Raw genomic sequence first — 16,469 nt, forward strand, 5'->3', positions numbered from 1 at the left:
ATATTGGGAATCGAACGAGATCATTAGACCCCGTTCTTCAAAATATTTTAGATTCCTGGAAAAGCAAAAAATTGGAAGCTAATTTGTCTCATATGTGTCGAAACCACACAAATAATACCAATATCTTTTTCTTGTCATATTCTTCAAATACCAACCCCCATTGTGGAAATATATGTGTTTGCTTCCACAGTATCAGAGCTTCTTCTATCCTGTACACCAACCATCATTTTACTTCTTCTATTTTTAAAAAATTTCAAAACTTGGGGCCGACTCACTCCATTTTTCCTCATCCCTACTGTCAATAACTCTTTTGGCGCAGGCAGGGCACAGACGCACAATCATTAAATCATCCTCCTCATCAATGATTTCAGATAGTTGCCAGCGCAGCTTTTCCAATTGGGTCTTATTCATTCGCACCCGAAAAATAGAATATTGCAAATGTTCGCCAACTCCTTTTAGAATTTTAAAAACTTTTGCCCATCGTTTCTGATCTCTAATATCATAGCAAACCAAGTGCCAGTGTTTATCAGCACTCATTTTTTCTCCATTTAACGACTTTTCTGGTGTAATAATTATAAAATACTATAAGATTAGAACTCGTGCATCAACGCACTCGCAAGCGGGCAAATAGACCGGGCTGACCGGTCCACTCTTTTTCCAACAGTCTTACTTCAAGCTCTATTGTGCGGGAGTAACTTAAAGAATATTTTAGAACCGGATGCTTCCATTTTTCTCTTTTGCGGTTTTCATACAAAGAAATAGCCTTTCGCCGGCCTTCTTTGTTTAACCAGACCTGCTGGCCAGTGATCTCAAAATCTTGTTTACGCCATTGATTGCGGTTGACAGAAGCAATTAACGGCATGTCCCACAGAATAACCCGAAACAATTCCATCAAATCCAAGGCTAGAGGATAGGCAGAGGAGCGGGGGGTATGAAAAAAACCAAAGCAGGGATCAAGCCCTACAGCCTGAATAGCAGCTACGCAATCTTTATAAAGCAACGCATAACCAAAAGACAGCAAGGCATTAAACGGATCTCTAGGTGGACGCCGATTGCGGCCATTAAAATATAAAAAATTGTCTTCTGGCAGATTTAATATACAGGTCAGGGCCTTAAAATATTCTCTACCTGCCCTGCCCTCATGTCCGCGCATCTCCCCAATTACTTTATCATGTTGAGTAATAGTTTCATTACCAGTCTTACTCAGTGATTTTTCTATTCTGGCCAAGGCTTTTATTTCATGGCGAATGCTATTTATACTTGCCTGCAATGCTTCCTGGCCTTGTGTTTCGTTTGAACGCTTTGCCCTTGTTGCTCGCAGGATATATTTTAACTGGTTTTCTACTTTGGCCCGACAAAGTTTGGCCACAAGCAAAATTTTAAAAAGTGGGTCGTGAAATGTTTCATATTGACGATGACGGCGCTGCACATATCCAGCGCCTTTTTGCAATGCCCCTACATAATGCCCGCCATAAGAAAGCCAATGAATACCTATATCATTTGCAGCGCAAAAATGAATGGCTTGAGTGGATATTTGAATATTGCCGTGCAAAACAAAAGACGCAACATTTGCCCCCGGAATAGACTTTTTATTTCCATCAGGTAAACTAATTACAAACTGATATCCATCCTTATGAATTGCAGCCCCCTGCTCCAGAAGATGAATAACTCTTTTTTCATCTTCAGCAGGGAACAAACGCAAAGGCTTTTCTTTTTCTTCTTCTACAAAACGCTCTTCCTCTGGCAAACATACTGGCGCAAGAGAACAGGCGCGGCATAACTTTTCAGGCACACTAACCTGCGGTCTTCCAAGTGATGAACGTAGCCCCCTGGCCTTTTTTACTGCGTTTAAAACTTCTTCCTTTGCCTTATCTAAATCAAAAGGAATAATAATGGTTTTATTGTCTGCATGATAACGAATACGTAGTTCTTTTACCGGGCGATTAAAATGTTCAGAAACAAGAAGGCCATAAGCTGTTGTCTGGAGGTGATCACTGGGCCAGGCTTGATTGCCTTTGTTTGAACGACCTTTTTTATGCTCATAAATGATAAGTTCCCCGGCATCTGTGCGCACATAGTCAACTTTGCCACGGATACCTAACTCCTGGCTGGCAAGCTCTAACGTATATTTTTTGCTTCCTTTGTCCAATTCTTCATGCAGTCTGCGGCCAGCATAGACATTGGCATCTGCAACTCTTATTTCTTCCACTTCCTCCAGATAAAAGAGCCGCTCACAATAGGCCAGAGCATGCAGAGCCATCACTCGAATGAGCGGCTCATCTGTTGTTTTTTCTGCCAGAAAGTGAGACTGGAAAATGTCTTCGTTTTCTATTGTGTTGGACATGACTATTTACTTTAATATTTGACTTTCACCCATGCCTTTTGTGGTACGTCTTTTACCGGCCTTTTTGTTGGCACAAACAGAGCTGATCTGGTTTTACTCATTTCAGATCGGTCAATAGTGATGGTTAGTCTGGTGATGTGTTCATTATACTCAACTTCATCATCTGCCTTTAAGGGAATATACCAGTGGGCAGGTTCTGGTTCAGTGATTATTTCCAACCTGTCTATTAAAAAATTATTGTCTCCCAAAAAAGGCAGGCCATATTTTCTCTCTTTTTTTCCTGCCAGGCCTTTTTTTACTTTTTCCTCCAACTCATCATTACCTTTTAAAGCTATAAAAACTCTAATATCTGACAAAAAAGCACGCCTGGCAGGAACAATATTGTATTTACTACCCTTAGCCATATCTTTTCGCTCTTTACCACTACTGCCTACAGGATAATTATGAATTTGTTGATATAAACTATGGGTTTCAGGAAATTCTAGGGCTGCCAAAGCAAGAGAACACTCAGGCAACCCGGAATCAATTTTCGTCATTACAGATTTGTCGTCATCATAACGCATCTCTATGCCAGCAATATTTAAGAGCAACCCATAAGCAGCAGAAGGTGTAATAAACCTGGCAGTTGGTCTAAAACTGCCAGCAGTAAAGGTGCGAAATGTGGCAAAGGGAGCCTGTAAATATAAAATTAGCATATCTATTCTCCGGATGCGAGCATCTTTTCCGCAACAATATCAATCAACTTTTGAGGATTTTTTTCAAGAGTAGCTCCTTTTTCTTTGAGACAATTTATTTGTGTCTCATCCATATCTTTAACAACTTTGCCCCCAATATAAAATTCAGAGCCAGGATAATCATCATGTAAAATTCCATCTATGACTTCCGGGAAAAGATGTTTATTATCTTTAATTTCAAAGCCATAAGTGGAATAACCAGCCACCAATAAATCAGTTAAACGAATAACTATACTGGCAGGCGCCATTTCAAAATAACTGCGGGCATGATTGCCAGCAACACCATTTAACTGGCCAATGGCTTTGAGCAATGTCTTTGTCCAATCTTTTTTCTGTTCACACTCATTTAAGTTTAGGGCAAAAGGATATTGAAAAGGAGTATAGGTTACTTCCCGATGAAGAAGCTGAGAGTTTTCTGCATTTTTGCAGGACTTTATTTCTTTTGGAGTTACATCTTGGGGAGACTGGGTAAAAATAGAGTCATAACGATATGGCTCTAAAGCTACAGCTAGGTTCATCCGTAAAAGAGAATCTCTTTTAAAAGTAAATATTTCTGGATTACGTCCTCTTTCTTTTAATTCTTTTAAAATCTTTTTTCTGTCATTGCTTCCAGCAGCAATAAGCCAGCCCATAAAAAAATCATCTGCAAATCTGTCTGGATCAGGATAATCCTGAAATTTTACTGCCAGTTGTTCTTCATCATTTAATCTCTCCCTATTACAGGGAAGACCAAGTTCTTTTAAAATATCTCTTAAAGCGTTTCTTATAGCTTCTGGAGAAATAACAGGATACTCAAACCTGCCCATGGTTATTTTTTGAAGCACACTTCTATTTTCAGCAGACTCGCCACGATAGTTTGCACTTGGGGCAGCATAGGTCAATACTGTTCCAAAAATGTTCATTTATTCGTCCTCCTTGTGTTGAATATTTTTAGCCAGATAAGATGCAGCAGAAATTGCCAGCAAAGATAAGGATTTTACCTTTTCCCACCCGCCCTGCACCAAGGCATCAGAAAGGAGAAGGTATTCATCTTGAGGCAAAAATTGGGGCACAGAACAAATAGTGCCAGTAAAATATTCCACAAAATCCTCTTCCTTTCGCCCACGCATAGCCAAAAAGGCATCCATACTTACCTTTTCAATGGCTTCCTTGTATTCTTTATTTTCAAAAGGATAAATAGTCTGGCCTTTTTCATCAGTTTTAGTGGATAATCCAGATTTGTTTAAGGCTTTAAGCAAAATATAATGCCTGACTATTCTGTAAATAATTTTTGCCATAAACATTTCTTTACTTTCTTCATTCACCTCTTTGACCTCCTTTATTTTTAATTTTTTAATAGTCAGTTGAAACAGATTATTACAATCTAAACCGAAAAATTTAAAATTTGTCTGTTCTGGAGTTTTTCCTGTTTTCCAGACAAAAATTTCTGAAGGAAATGTATTGAAATATTTTATGCTGCCAAAATACCACGGGTTTTGTGCGAGAACATTTTGTAAATAAAACCTTTTAAAAATAGGATTCATATTTGCCTGTCGCATGCGTTCATATTTTTCAAAAATTTTTCTATCTGGCAGTATTTTTTTTGCTCCCAACATACGCACATTGTTGCCCTGTTTTTGCATATGATAAACTTCCAGGCCAGAAATAAAATCAAAAAAACCTCCCTGGCGACGACTTTTATTGATCACAAGAAAATAAAGATATTCCAATGCACCTTCTTCAAAAAGAGTTATCTGTCCTGATGCAGGAGTATAATTTTTAACATCAACAGGCATGTTTTCCAGCGTTTCTATAAGAACATAATAAAATTCTTCAATATCTGCTGGTTCAGGAATAACAATGGCATGTCCCCAATCCTTCCACTTAATACTGCTTTTCCTTTCTTTGTTTCTTTTTAATTCAACAAACTTTACAGAAAACACAAGACTTGCAATATACCAGAAGTAAAGCAAAAAATTTTCCTGTGGAAGTCCCTTAAAGGGCACCAGCTCTGCATTCTCCTTCTGTGCACCAATAAATACAGAACCAGCAAAACTTTCCTCTTTCTGTTTTTTGGCTTTCATAGCTTTCCAAACCTTTGACGCTTCGGAAGAAGGGATTCCTTTTGCCCTTTCTTCATAAACTCCCCGAGTTTTTGGCTGGGCACGCAAGACCTTCCAGAGCATCTTCCTCCATAACTCTAACCAATTTTCACAATCATCCGGGTAAAATGTTGTAAAAAAACTCCCTTTTGGCTGTAATTCGTCATAAATAAAATATTTTGTTTTCTTCTTTTTTCCATTTTCTATAGTTTCCTCTTCTTTAATCTTTTTTGGTTTTTTACCGCTCCATTTACTTTTTGATTTTACCTCCACAAATTCAGCATCATACAGATCATCAAACAATAGCTGCATACTTTCTCTGGTAAAAGTAATAACCACACGTGATGAAGTCATCTCTTCTACTTCTGGCAATGGAGACATCTTGCGTCTTCGCATAGATTCAATCAAAATCAAAATTCCTGCCAGACCTGCCTTATGTTGGGCAGTGGGCAAATCAAACAAATTATAAGTTAAAGTAATTTTGTCTTCTTTTTTCATATAATCATCTCCCAAGGTGTTTTAGCTAAACCAAATTTTTCACAATAATAGTCAGCAGAAACTATTAAAGGAAATCTTCCTATTTTAGAAGATCGCCTTACAGACACTTTTCTGGGCACAGGCACAATAAGCCCATCAAAAGGTTCTTTTTTATTTTTCAAATCAAAAAACCTTTCAATATCGCTATCCAGTATGGCCTGGACACATTGGTTGTTATAGTCTGCAATGTCTCGCGTCTTTGCCCAGGGTCCATCTCCCAAAAAGGCATTGTATTTTTCTATTTCTATCATTTTGGCAGTCAAACCTTCCAAAAGATGTTCCAGTTCCAGTTGTCTTAATTTTCTCTGGTTTATCTTTTTCACAAATTCTCTTACTCCTTGCAGATCACCATCTTTATAAGGTGCATTATTCTCTGGAAAATATAAATAAATTTCACCACAATCATACTTTAAATGCCGATTGCATCTTCCCATTCTCTGAATAAGACTGGTAATAGGTGCGGTTTCAGTAATTAGAACATGGGCATCCAGATCAAGACTCATTTCACACAGTTGCGTGGTTATAGCCAGCACTGGTTTATCGCTTTTAAAATTTTCAACTACTTTTTGGTGAATTTTGATCCTGTCTTCCAGTTTAAAACGGCTATGATAACACAAGACATCTTTATAAGTATTTAGTTCTTGAGCCAATTGCTGGCAGCGATCCACAGTATTGACCACCCAGAGCACCTTTTTGCCCTGTTCCAAAGCATATAAGGCTATATCTTTTGCCCTTTCTGTATCTTCAATGAGGTTTGTCTGATAACGGGGTATCTTTATCTTTTGGGATAGGTCATCCAACTTTTCAGGATCATCAGGAAAAATTTTAAGGCCACACTCCTCTAGTTTCTCCCGTCTGGATGGTGTTATGGTGGCACTCATGCACAATACTGGCAGATCAAATTCCTCTAAAAATTTTTTTAAGGCTGAAAACAAAGCACTATCTAGGCTATGAACTTCATCCACAACCACTATGCTATCTACTAACAAAGGCAAAAGACATACAGAACGATAAGAATACTGCATAACCCCTAAAAATTGATGAATGGTTGCACTAAAGATACGCCTCTGCCAGTAAGCAAGGGCAAATAACCTGTCTTCAACTTCAAAGTCAGCCTGACTGCGCCCATCAAAATCATCAAACATATTTTGCAAGTCAAAACGAGCAGAAGAATGAAGCAAGATTCCTTCAGGTGCCCAGGATACATAGTCACGAAAACCTTCACTGGCCGTTGCTCTGGTGGGGTAAAGAAACATCACCCTGGCAGTGGGTTTCTTGTTTAACTGTGCTCTTATCCATCTCCACGCAGCCAGAGTTTTACCACTGCCACAGGCTGAAACAAGAACCGCCCTTTGTGGTAAAGTATCGGCAAGAAGCTGAAAATCCTGCCACTTAAATGGTTTCTGACTCTTTTCTTCTATCTCTTTTTTTCTGGGAGTTATTATCTTTGCAGTGATGGTCTTATCTGTAAGCAACTCATCTTCATCAAATGCCTTTTTCAGCCAGGAGAACAAAACTTTATTCTCCCTGCTAAGACCAGACCCAGCACTGTCAGCTACAATCAAAGCTGTTTTTACGGCCAGTAAAAGCCTTTGAAATATTTTATCTCGTTTACATTTGCGATTTATCTGATTAAAAACTTTTTCTAACCTTTCTTTATACTCATACTCACTTTCTTCTAAATCACAATTTTCAGGCAATGATAGGCTAGTTATGGGAGGAAAATCTGTCTTTTGGGCTAGGTAATTTATAATCTCTAAAATTTGTTGGACATAAATACGAAGCACCAGAAAGGCTTGTCCTTTTTCTCCTGTAAGTAGATTCTTGTTCCGAGGTTCAAGTTTTAAATGGTGGCATCCTATGACACTGATAATAATTTCAAAATCCGCATTTTTTATATTTACAATCCAATCCTTTATTTCAGGACATAATAAAAACATTGCACTTAATTGTTCATGGCGTATTTCTTGATCACCCTTTTTTCTAATCATTCGCTGAAAACCGCTATTAGCTTTGCCAAGGTCATGTAAAATACATGCTATTAGAGTATTTATAAAAAAAATGGGATAATATTTTATATTAAGACGGAAAAATTTTAACCACCTCTTCGCCAGCCTGGTAGAAAAATTGGCAGTTCCAAAAAGATTTATAAAAGCTTCCACCACTGCCTTTGTATGCCCCAAAAGCGTGGCCTGCTCAGGTGGATTGTCAGGCTCAGGGCAACATTTAGCCAGCAGACATTTGAATTCCATTTTTTGGCCTCCAGGGTTCAAAAAAACCACATCCCATTTTGCGTCTGCCTCCAAGGCCATGCTCCTGCAGCATTATGGACTCTTCAGCGGTTAATTCTGAAATAAGCAAAGAATATCCAACGACCTGTTTTCCATGCACTTTAAAAGTGCGCCTTTTCCCCAGACTGAACTTTCCCCTTACGTTTAGTTCCTGCATTTGTCTTGCAATTTCCTGCTTAAACCTTTCCTCATTATGGCCGTTTTTTGTTGTTACCAGATGGGCATAAAGCGCAGTTGTAGGGATAAGAGGCTTAGTTGTAGGAACACCAACATCCACTCTGTGTCCTGAAATATCCAGACTTTTTCCTGACAGTGATAAATATTCTGGAATAAGTGAACCTGGCATTCTGAGCACTAATTCTGATATTGGTTTAATGGAAAGAAGGCCATTGCCCACGTACCGGCCCCTAATAAATCTTAAGCCAACACGTGTCTCTGAATGAAAATGAGGCAATATTTTACTTATGCTGCCAAACAAGGCAAATCCATGATCAACAGGAAGTGTATGACCTCTTAAACTAAAGCAAAGATTAACATTAGGATTTAAACTCATAAATTTATCTCCCTTTCTTCCTTATTTTCATCTCTAACTTACTAATCAAACAAAACGTTAAATTTATCCATCTTAAGCCTAATTTAATTTGCATAAAGTCATTGAACAAGACGCAACCTGGAACTAATCTGACTTTAAATTAACTATGTTTACAGTTAAGACTAATCCATATTGAGCTTAATAGTCAAACTAAAAAACTTTTATTTCTTTATAAAAATAGAGACAAAACTTTTCAATATTCATTTATTTAGGTAACATGCAGACTATTTATTTTTAATAAATATAGATTGACCTGTTTTTTTATTTTTTGATATTAAGCACAGGCAGGTTATCATATAGTGATATACCTACCATTTATTTTCATTTTTTTGGAGAAAATCATGAGCAAACTTGAGCGCATTTACTTTTTTCATCAGCAGGTATTGTCCGATAATTATCCTAATGCTTCCAGCATAATAGACGAATTTGAGGTTTCTAAAGCCACTGCTCACAGAGATATTGAATATATGAAAGAGAGGCTCCTTGCTCCTTTGAAATTTCATCATGGTAAAAACGGCTATTATTACGAAACACAATTTTCTTTGCCTTTTGAAAACAGCCCGCAAATTATTTTTTTACTGACTATGGTACATAGACTGGCTGAAGAGTCAGGGCTTTCGGCACTACCCGAGGTGGAAAGGTTAAAAAAACGGCTGGGAGAGCTTTTATCTGCCGACTACAAAAGAATAATCGACAACCTGCGCTGCGAAAGGATAGAGGTGCAAAATATCCAGCCTGAGATATTGAAAACAATAATAGAAGCCTTTCATCTCAGGCGCCGGATGGAAATCATATATTCTAAGCCAGACGGCTCTATTTCCAAACGTATCATAGAGCCTTTACGCTTTATCAATTATCAAGGCCGCTGGTATGTCCTGGGGTTTTGTCATTTAAGGCAAGAGCCGCGCACCTTCCTTGTCGCTCGTATCCGGGGAGCAAGTGTGCTGAAAACTAAAAGCCGTCCAGAAAATGAAATCGGGCTCGATCCGGACAAGCTACTGGACTCGGCTTTTGGTATTTTCAAGGGGGAAAAAACCAGACAGGTAAAAATTTTATTCACAGGCAAGGCAGCAAATATAATCAGGGAGCAGAAATGGCACAAGGACCAACAGCTTGAGCCAGCCAAACAAGGAGTAATACTCACCCTTCCGGTGGCAGATTTTACAGAGATAAAGATGAAGGTACTGCAATTTGGGGCTAACGCCAGGGTTCTTGAACCCCGTTCACTAAAGCAAGACATGGCAGAGGAGATAGCCCGGATGTATGAGGGAAGTAGGATTAAGGGGTAACATCAGGGGTAGAGGGGTAAGGGTAAAAGGGAGAAAAAGAGATTATAGAAAATCCATTCACTGTTCACGAATAAATGGGGTAAGTAATGTATTGGAAAGATTTGAGGGTATGGCAGAAAGCGCATGAGCTAGTTTTACAGATTTATTCTGAAAATACCCCAAGAGTGGCTCTGGTTATTTGAAGCTGCTTAAACCAGAGACGCGTCTTGAGGTGAATCGAGATTGTTTTGCCGGGTTCCGGTTGAATATTTTCATGGATCCAGATGGTCAATGTGCTTTGCTCTATTTTATGAAATCGTCCACTTACCAAGTCTTTTGGTTGTCCCAGGCAAACTGCCGGGAGTTTGGTACCACTTCATCAACCCTGTATGGACATGACATAAATTGTTACATGTCCTCCTTTTTGAAGAATATAACGTGAGGCCTCTGGGGTAACATGAACATCCATTTTACACACCAACTTTGCATGGAGCCATGGTCGGAGAAAACCAAGAGCTCTGGTTGTGATTGATTCAGGTTTTAGTTTAAAAAATAATATACCATAGAGCAACAAAACAGTAAACCTTAATCCGTAAGGATCACAGGGGGTTAGTAAAATATAAGATAGGGGTAAGAGTTAAGGATTAGTGGTAAGGGAAATGTATCAGGGCAAGCGCATCTAAATAAGAGAAAACCTCGCGTCGGGCCGAGTGGTTTTTGTTCGGCTTGGAACTCAAGACGAACAAAAAATGTCTTTCCCTTGGCGTCTTGGCGCGAGATTATTCTTTAAAATTAGATAAGTTGACCCTGGCCGGGAAACATCTCCCTCTTGACCTGAAACAATATTCAAATTAGTTCCCAAATATAGGCTACAGAAACTGTGCCCTAAATGTTATAGTCTCCAATCAACCAAAAAGTCAGTAAAGGTGGATAGATGATTCCTCTAAAAGACAGTATTCCCCATAGGGAAACCCCATTCGTAAATTATGCAATTATGGCGGTAAACATCCTGGTCTTTTTTATCCAGGTTTCTTTACCTGAACCCTATTTAATTACCTTTATCCACAAGTACGGTCTTGTCCCGGCCAGATATACCAATGAAGTCTGGGCCTTTTTTGCAGGTCTGCCTCCGTGGGATTATTCACCCTTTTTGACGAATATGTTTCTGCATGGAGGTTGGTTTCATCTTATTTCCAATATGTGGGCCTTGTGGATCTTTGGAGACAATGTAGAAGACAGGCTGGGGCACTTCCGTTATCTTATTTTTTATATTCTTTGCGGGCTTGCAGCCAATATGACCCATTTCCTGACTGATTTATACTCCACTATTCCTGTTGTTGGAGCATCCGGGGCAATTGCCGGCGTCATGGGTGCATACCTGATCTTGTTTCCGTATTCCAGGATAATAACTTTAATCCCTGTTTTCTTTATCCCCTATTTTATTGAGATTCCGGCAGTTCTGTATCTTGTTGGCTGGTTTGTTTCTCAACTGTTTCCCGGAATACTGGCTATTGTATCGGCAAATAATGGTTCCAGTATTGCCTGGTGGGCCCATATTGGTGGGTTTATTGCCGGGATCATCCTTTTACCCCTCTTGCGCAAAAAAGAGTATCGTCGGCTTTATCCTGACGAAATTTTCATTAATTATCGCAACTTATAGGAGGTCACTTTATGCATCCATTTGACTTGTTGTGGATCTTTTTTATTTTATCTGCCCTGCAGCCCGTGCTCAAACAAAGAATGCTGGAGGCCAGCAGGCAAAGGCTCATTGCAAAAATTGAGAAAAAACGGTCATCACGGGTCATCCTTTTGGTTCATCGCCAGGAGACCATGAGTTTGCTGGGCTTTCCGGTGTTTAAATACATCGACATCCAGGACTCCGAGGAAGTCTTGCGGGCTATTTACATGACCGATCCTGATGTGCCATTGGATATTGTCCTGCACACTCCGGGCGGCCTTGTTCTGGCTTCGTTGCAAATCGCCCGTGCCTTGAAAAAGCACAAGGGCAAGGTCACGGTTTTTGTTCCTCACTATGCCATGAGCGGTGGGACAATGATTGCCCTGGCTGCTGATGAAATTGTCATGACTGAATCATCTGTCCTGGGGCCAGTGGATCCCCAGCTCGGTGAATACCCTGCGGCATCCATTGTCAAACTTACCCAGCAAAAAAGCACCGATAAGATAGAAGACAAAAGCCTGATCATGGCTGACGTGGCTGCCAAGGCCATTAAACAGGTTGAAGAAGCAGTGTATGAACTGTTGGACGGCAAGGTTGATGAGGCCAAGGCCAGAGAATTGGCCAAGACGTTATCCGAAGGCAGATGGACTCATGACTACCCCATCACCTTTGAGGAAGCCCAAAAGCTGGGCCTAAATGTATCCAAAGATATGCCGGCTGAATTTTTACAGCTCCTAAGCCTTTACCCTCAGCCCGTGCGCAAAATGCCTACTGTTGAATACCTTCCCATCCCCAAAAAAAGTAAACAATAGTTTTTATTGAGCTGATTGCCTTGGCCCAGGCTAGAATTTGTCCTGGGCCAAATATTCACTTCTTCGCTTTGCGAAGGAAAAGTGAACGAAAAATGAAACTCGTCCTTGTCCAGCCTCCTATTCAGGACTTTTACCAGACCAGCATCCGGCTACAACCCATCGGCCTGGCTTATCTGAAGGGAGCTGTGCAAAAGTTTCTGCCTGAAGTAAAAGTTAAAATACTTGACTTTCACCATGGCTTTGGCCGCAAAACTATTCCTATCCCCAAGGAACTCTCCTATTTGAAAGACTTCTATCCCTGTCCGGATACAAGCCCGTTCTGCACATTTTACCATTATTACCATTTCGGAGCGGACTTTATCCAGGCCGCGCAGATCGTGGCCGAGGAACAACCAGACCTAGTGGGGATATCTATTCTTTTCTCTCCCTACTTCAGAGAGGCCTTAAGACTTGCTCAAGAAATCAAAAAAAGAATCCCTGTGCCTGTTATTGCCGGGGGCAGCCATGTTTCGGCAGAGCCTTATTCAATTTTAAAAAAAGAATGCATTGATTTTATCATTCAAGGGGAAGGTGAAAAGCCCCTGGTAGAGTTTTTAAAGGAATTTACAGGAGATAAAAACTACGCACGGGTGCCTGGTTTGGGATTTAAAGAAAATGGGCAGGTACATCTGAACCCTGTAGGACCCAACTATGGTCTGGATAAACTGCCCCTGCCCGACCTGTCGGATTTTCCCCTGACAAGGTACCGGATGGGCAAAGACCCCATCTATTTTATAACCACATCCAGGGGATGCCCGCATAAATGCTCCTTTTGTTCGGTCGGGGCCACATTTGGCACGGGATACCGGAAGCGAACCGTTGATTCTATCCTGGAAGAAATGAAAATTCGTTACGAGCAAGGTTATCGGGTCTTTGATTTTGAAGACGATAACCTCACTTTTTTCCAGGATGAAATGAAAAATCTATGCCTTGCCATTCAAAAAACTTTTCCCCCGGGGCAGATCCGGTTGGTGGCCATGAATGGCCTCTCTTATCTTCACCTTGATGACGAACTGCTGACTCTTATGCGCCAGGCCGGCTTTACCGACCTGAATCTTGCCCTGGTCAGCTCTGGCCAGTCAGTGCTTAAATCCTGTCACAGGCCTCATACGGTTGAAAAATTTACACAGGTCGTGAACAAAGGTTTCGAGCTCGGCTTCCACATGGTTGCCTACCAGATATTGGGACTTCCACAGGAAACTCTGGCCTCCATGATCAAGACACTCACATTCCTGACCAGCCAGCCCGTGCTTATCGGCCCATCCCTGTTCTACCTGGCACCAGGCTCAAAGATTGCCCGAAAGTTTGGCCCCCTGGCTGAAAAGGATTTTTTTCTGGCCAGATCCACGGCAATGGCCATAGAGACGCAAAACTTTAATCGCGAAGACCTTTATTCCCTATTTATTTGCACACGTATTATCAACTTCCTGAAATCAATTGCCGGCAAGGAGAATATCAAGCTCAGCCAGGTTCTTCGCATGAAACAGCCCTCAAACAAACGGTTTGACCTCGGTCTGACCATTTTAAACAGACTCATCCGGGAAAAGGCCCTGTATGCCTATAACGGCCAGAGCTTTCATAGGCTGCCAAAATTCAAATGGGAAATTTTTAAGAGAGTATTTTCAAACCTAAAGTTTATCACGTGTAAAGATAAGACCAGGATTGAAATAGATGTGGGGCTTTAGGGATGCGCCTGCAAAAAGTCCCTTTTTCCAGGCAATGTTGAATTTTGAATTATGAATGTTGAATTATATAAACGGGTTATAGGATGTTTTTTTTGTAAAAATTGTGATTTTTTAATTTTTGCAGTTGCATCTTTAGGGTTTAGGGAATAATTTGGCTATCCAAGTTTTCTCAATTAAAATTTTTTCATCAGAATAAATCCTGCCTACAAATTTATCACCGGTTTTGTAAGTTCCAACTCCTTTTGGAGTGCCGGTCATAACGATATCGCCATCCTCTAAGCTCATAAAACTCTTTATCTCTTTTAAAATTTCAGCAGGTTTATATATCATCAGGTCATATCCACCGGACTGGACCAATTTATCATTGATTAAAAGCTCCAGCCTTAAGGACTTAAAATCACCGTCAAACTTTACAAACTCACTAAAAAGGGCAGAATTATCAAAAGCCTTTGCCCTCTCCCAGGGTAACCCTTTTGATTTTAATTTGGTTTGCAGTTCACGTTTTGTCAGATCAAGACCAAATCCTACTCCGGCAATCTCACCTTTTTCAATGACAAAACAGATTTCCCCTTCAAAATGACAATCTTCACTTATCCAGTAAAGTTCATGTGAAATTGATGAGTTTGGTTTGTTAAAAATTACCATTGAAGACGGGATTTCATTATTTAACTCTTTAATGTGCTCAACATAATTTCTACCGATACAAACAATTTTGGAAGGAATCAGCTTTTTTGAATTAAAAATTACTTTTTTCATAACTCCTGAACCCTGTGTTCTGTTTCTTTCCTATACCAGTTGAAAAATAACCTCTCTCGCCCGTTCACTTCGTTCACTAGAGGCGCAGAGGCACGGAGTTTTCTTTTTCCTGCCTGGCGAGGCCAGGCAGGAAAAAAACGCCAGCCCTAAGGGCTGATTGAGCCAATCTCTGAGCGTAGTTCGGGGAACTTTATTGCTGTATGCCCAGCTCGGGCAGACAGCAATAACCTCTGTGTCTCCGCGTCTCTAGCGACAACAGGAGCGGGCGAGAGATTCAAAACTTAGATAGGAAGGCGTCAATGTACCTGTCGGATACGCCCGAATTAACATCCGTCCAATCCGAGACGAAGTTGTTCTTAAGCATTTTTTATGGCTTCAACTTCTAACCTGACCATTTTAACATAAATTTTTCCTTCTGAGTCAGGTGGATTCTTCTGAATATACCGATTTACAATTTCATCAATGAACACTTCTCTTTTTTGTTTGGGAATTCGTTGTGTGTAAGGCAACCAGGTTGTTCTTATCCAGCCAGCTAATCCAGAACGCCCATCATGAATCATATCTTTAGTAAAAAGCTCGACACGGATGGGGTTAAAGCCGGAATATTTCAACCACCTTTTATAATCTTTTGGACAATGAAAACCGTAAGGGAATTCAAAGTCTTTAAAATATGAACACCATTCAGCTTCAGCTTTTACTTCATCCAATACAGAAATAACGGAAGCAGCGTTACCCTGCCCTCCCATTTGAAGAAGAATTCTTCCTCCTGGACGGAGACTTTTATAAATACCCTCAAGTACCGGGATATGGTCAATAACCCAATGCAAGGCAGCATTGGAGAAGACGACTTCAAACTTCTGTTCAAACGGCAACTTCTGTGCATCCGCAAGCTGGAAAGAAAGATTGGGATATTTTCTACTTGGATAATTAGTCTTTGCTAAGTTAATCATTGATTCTGAATTATCGACACCAACTACAGAGCCGTTGGGTACATTTGCTGCTATCTCGGCAGTCACCTTGCCGTCACCACAACCTATGTCTAAGATATTTTCATCCCCATTCAGATTGAGCTTGGATATTAACTCTCTGGCCCAACTCAGTTGAGCTGAGGAGTGTCTGGCATAATCTTCTGCATCCCAACTGTACTTGCTCATTGATGTCCCTTTTAACGCATAATAAACGGGAATAGGATTACTTGATGGAATCTCTCTAGTTCCTCATAGGCGTAACCGGTATCTACACCTGTCTAATTTAAGGGGTAGGGATTAAGGGTTACGGGGTACGGGGTACGGGGAAAGTCATTTGATTTTCTCTTTTAGAGTTGTCAACATTCCATTTAATATTCCTTTTCTGTAAAACTAGCTCATGCGCTTTCTGCCATACCCTCAAATCTTTCCAAAACATTTTCCTTAGCCCCTATCCCTTAACTCTTACCCCTTAAAAGGTTTGCGTTCATCTGCGGTTAAAATATAAGCTTTCATAAATAGCAGGTGCAGCTATCGGATGCACCCGTTCTTCATATACTTAAATTTTACGTTTTTGACTGATTTTTACAGCAACCACATTAAAACAATAACTCAACTTTCTGACACGATTAACATCCTCAAGTTACTACACAAATGAAGAGTGCATTTTCTGAAATGCATTACAAA

At 40.2% G+C, this 16,469-nt stretch carries 13 protein-coding genes and 1 pseudogene; 4 read left to right on the forward strand and 10 right to left on the reverse strand.

Annotation, left to right across the window (positions count from 1 at the left end):
• Positions 1-243: 243 nt before the first annotated feature.
• From cas2 to cas6, 7 genes are all read right to left on the reverse strand, one after another.
• A complete protein-coding gene (gene cas2 / locus KFV02_RS10720) occupies positions 244-537 on the reverse strand; it encodes a CRISPR-associated endonuclease Cas2 (RefSeq protein WP_252381552.1) in 294 nt (97 codons plus the stop codon).
• 67 nt (positions 538-604) lie between these two features.
• Positions 605-2,344 carry a type I-MYXAN CRISPR-associated endonuclease Cas4/Cas1 gene (locus tag KFV02_RS10725; RefSeq protein WP_252381553.1) on the reverse strand — a complete coding sequence of 580 codons (1,740 nt, stop codon included), beginning with the start codon at positions 2,342-2,344 and terminating at the stop codon, positions 605-607.
• Between the two features lie 11 nt (positions 2,345-2,355).
• Positions 2,356-3,039 (reverse strand): type I-MYXAN CRISPR-associated protein Cas5/Cmx5/DevS, encoded by a 684-nt coding sequence (cas5, locus tag KFV02_RS10730; RefSeq protein WP_252381554.1) that lies wholly within the window; start codon positions 3,037-3,039, stop codon positions 2,356-2,358.
• Positions 3,040-3,041: 2 nt separating this feature from the next.
• A complete protein-coding gene (locus KFV02_RS10735) occupies positions 3,042-3,980 on the reverse strand; it encodes a hypothetical protein (RefSeq protein WP_252381555.1) in 939 nt (312 codons plus the stop codon).
• Positions 3,981-5,657: a type I-MYXAN CRISPR-associated protein Cmx8 gene (cmx8, locus tag KFV02_RS10740; RefSeq protein ID WP_252381556.1), complete on the reverse strand. Its 1,677-nt coding sequence runs from the start codon at positions 5,655-5,657 to the stop codon at positions 3,981-3,983.
• Positions 5,654-7,948: a CRISPR-associated helicase Cas3' gene (cas3, locus tag KFV02_RS10745; protein WP_252381557.1), complete on the reverse strand. Its 2,295-nt coding sequence runs from the start codon at positions 7,946-7,948 to the stop codon at positions 5,654-5,656. The genes cmx8 and cas3 overlap by 4 nt, the downstream gene beginning before the upstream one ends.
• On the reverse strand, positions 7,923-8,540 hold the full coding sequence (cas6, locus tag KFV02_RS10750) for a type I-MYXAN CRISPR-associated protein Cas6/Cmx6 (RefSeq protein ID WP_252381558.1): 618 nt from the start codon (positions 8,538-8,540) through the stop codon (positions 7,923-7,925). Before cas6 ends, cas3 begins: the two co-directional genes overlap by 26 nt.
• A 380-nt stretch (positions 8,541-8,920) precedes the next feature.
• Between cas6 and KFV02_RS10755 the strand changes: the two genes are divergently transcribed.
• Complete coding sequence (locus KFV02_RS10755; protein WP_252381559.1) at positions 8,921-9,868, forward strand: helix-turn-helix transcriptional regulator; 948 nt, start codon at positions 8,921-8,923, stop codon at positions 9,866-9,868.
• A gap of 142 nt (positions 9,869-10,010) precedes the next feature.
• Here the strand turns inward: KFV02_RS10755 and KFV02_RS11555 are convergent.
• A pseudogene (locus tag KFV02_RS11555) lies at positions 10,011-10,205 on the reverse strand (hypothetical protein); the annotation flags it as partial.
• A gap of 576 nt (positions 10,206-10,781) precedes the next feature.
• Between KFV02_RS11555 and KFV02_RS10760 the strand changes: the two are divergent.
• The 3 genes from KFV02_RS10760 (at position 10,782) to KFV02_RS10770 (ending at position 14,061) form a co-directional block, all read left to right on the forward strand.
• Positions 10,782-11,507: a rhomboid family intramembrane serine protease gene (locus KFV02_RS10760; RefSeq protein ID WP_252381560.1), complete on the forward strand. Its 726-nt coding sequence runs from the start codon at positions 10,782-10,784 to the stop codon at positions 11,505-11,507.
• Positions 11,508-11,518: 11 nt separating this feature from the next.
• The gene (locus tag KFV02_RS10765; RefSeq protein WP_252381561.1) at positions 11,519-12,337 is read left to right on the forward strand and encodes an SDH family Clp fold serine proteinase; all 819 of its coding nucleotides are present in this window, start codon (positions 11,519-11,521) and stop codon (positions 12,335-12,337) included.
• Between the two features lie 92 nt (positions 12,338-12,429).
• Positions 12,430-14,061 (forward strand): B12-binding domain-containing radical SAM protein, encoded by a 1,632-nt coding sequence (locus KFV02_RS10770; RefSeq protein WP_252381562.1) that lies wholly within the window; start codon positions 12,430-12,432, stop codon positions 14,059-14,061.
• 132 nt (positions 14,062-14,193) lie between these two features.
• On the opposite strand, the gene KFV02_RS10775 is transcribed toward KFV02_RS10770, so the two are convergent.
• Together KFV02_RS10775 and KFV02_RS10780 are read right to left on the reverse strand one after the other, a co-directional pair.
• Positions 14,194-14,817, reverse strand: coding sequence for a fumarylacetoacetate hydrolase family protein (locus tag KFV02_RS10775; protein ID WP_252381563.1), 624 nt, complete (start codon positions 14,815-14,817; stop codon positions 14,194-14,196).
• A 356-nt stretch (positions 14,818-15,173) separates the two neighbouring features.
• Positions 15,174-15,971 (reverse strand): class I SAM-dependent methyltransferase, encoded by a 798-nt coding sequence (locus tag KFV02_RS10780; protein ID WP_252381564.1) that lies wholly within the window; start codon positions 15,969-15,971, stop codon positions 15,174-15,176.
• Between the last annotated feature and the right edge of the window lie 498 nt (positions 15,972-16,469).

Origin of the sequence: Desulfovulcanus ferrireducens, assembly GCF_018704065.1 — a bacterium.
Lineage (GTDB): Bacteria > Desulfobacterota > Desulfovibrionia > Desulfovibrionales > Desulfonatronovibrionaceae > Desulfovulcanus > Desulfovulcanus ferrireducens.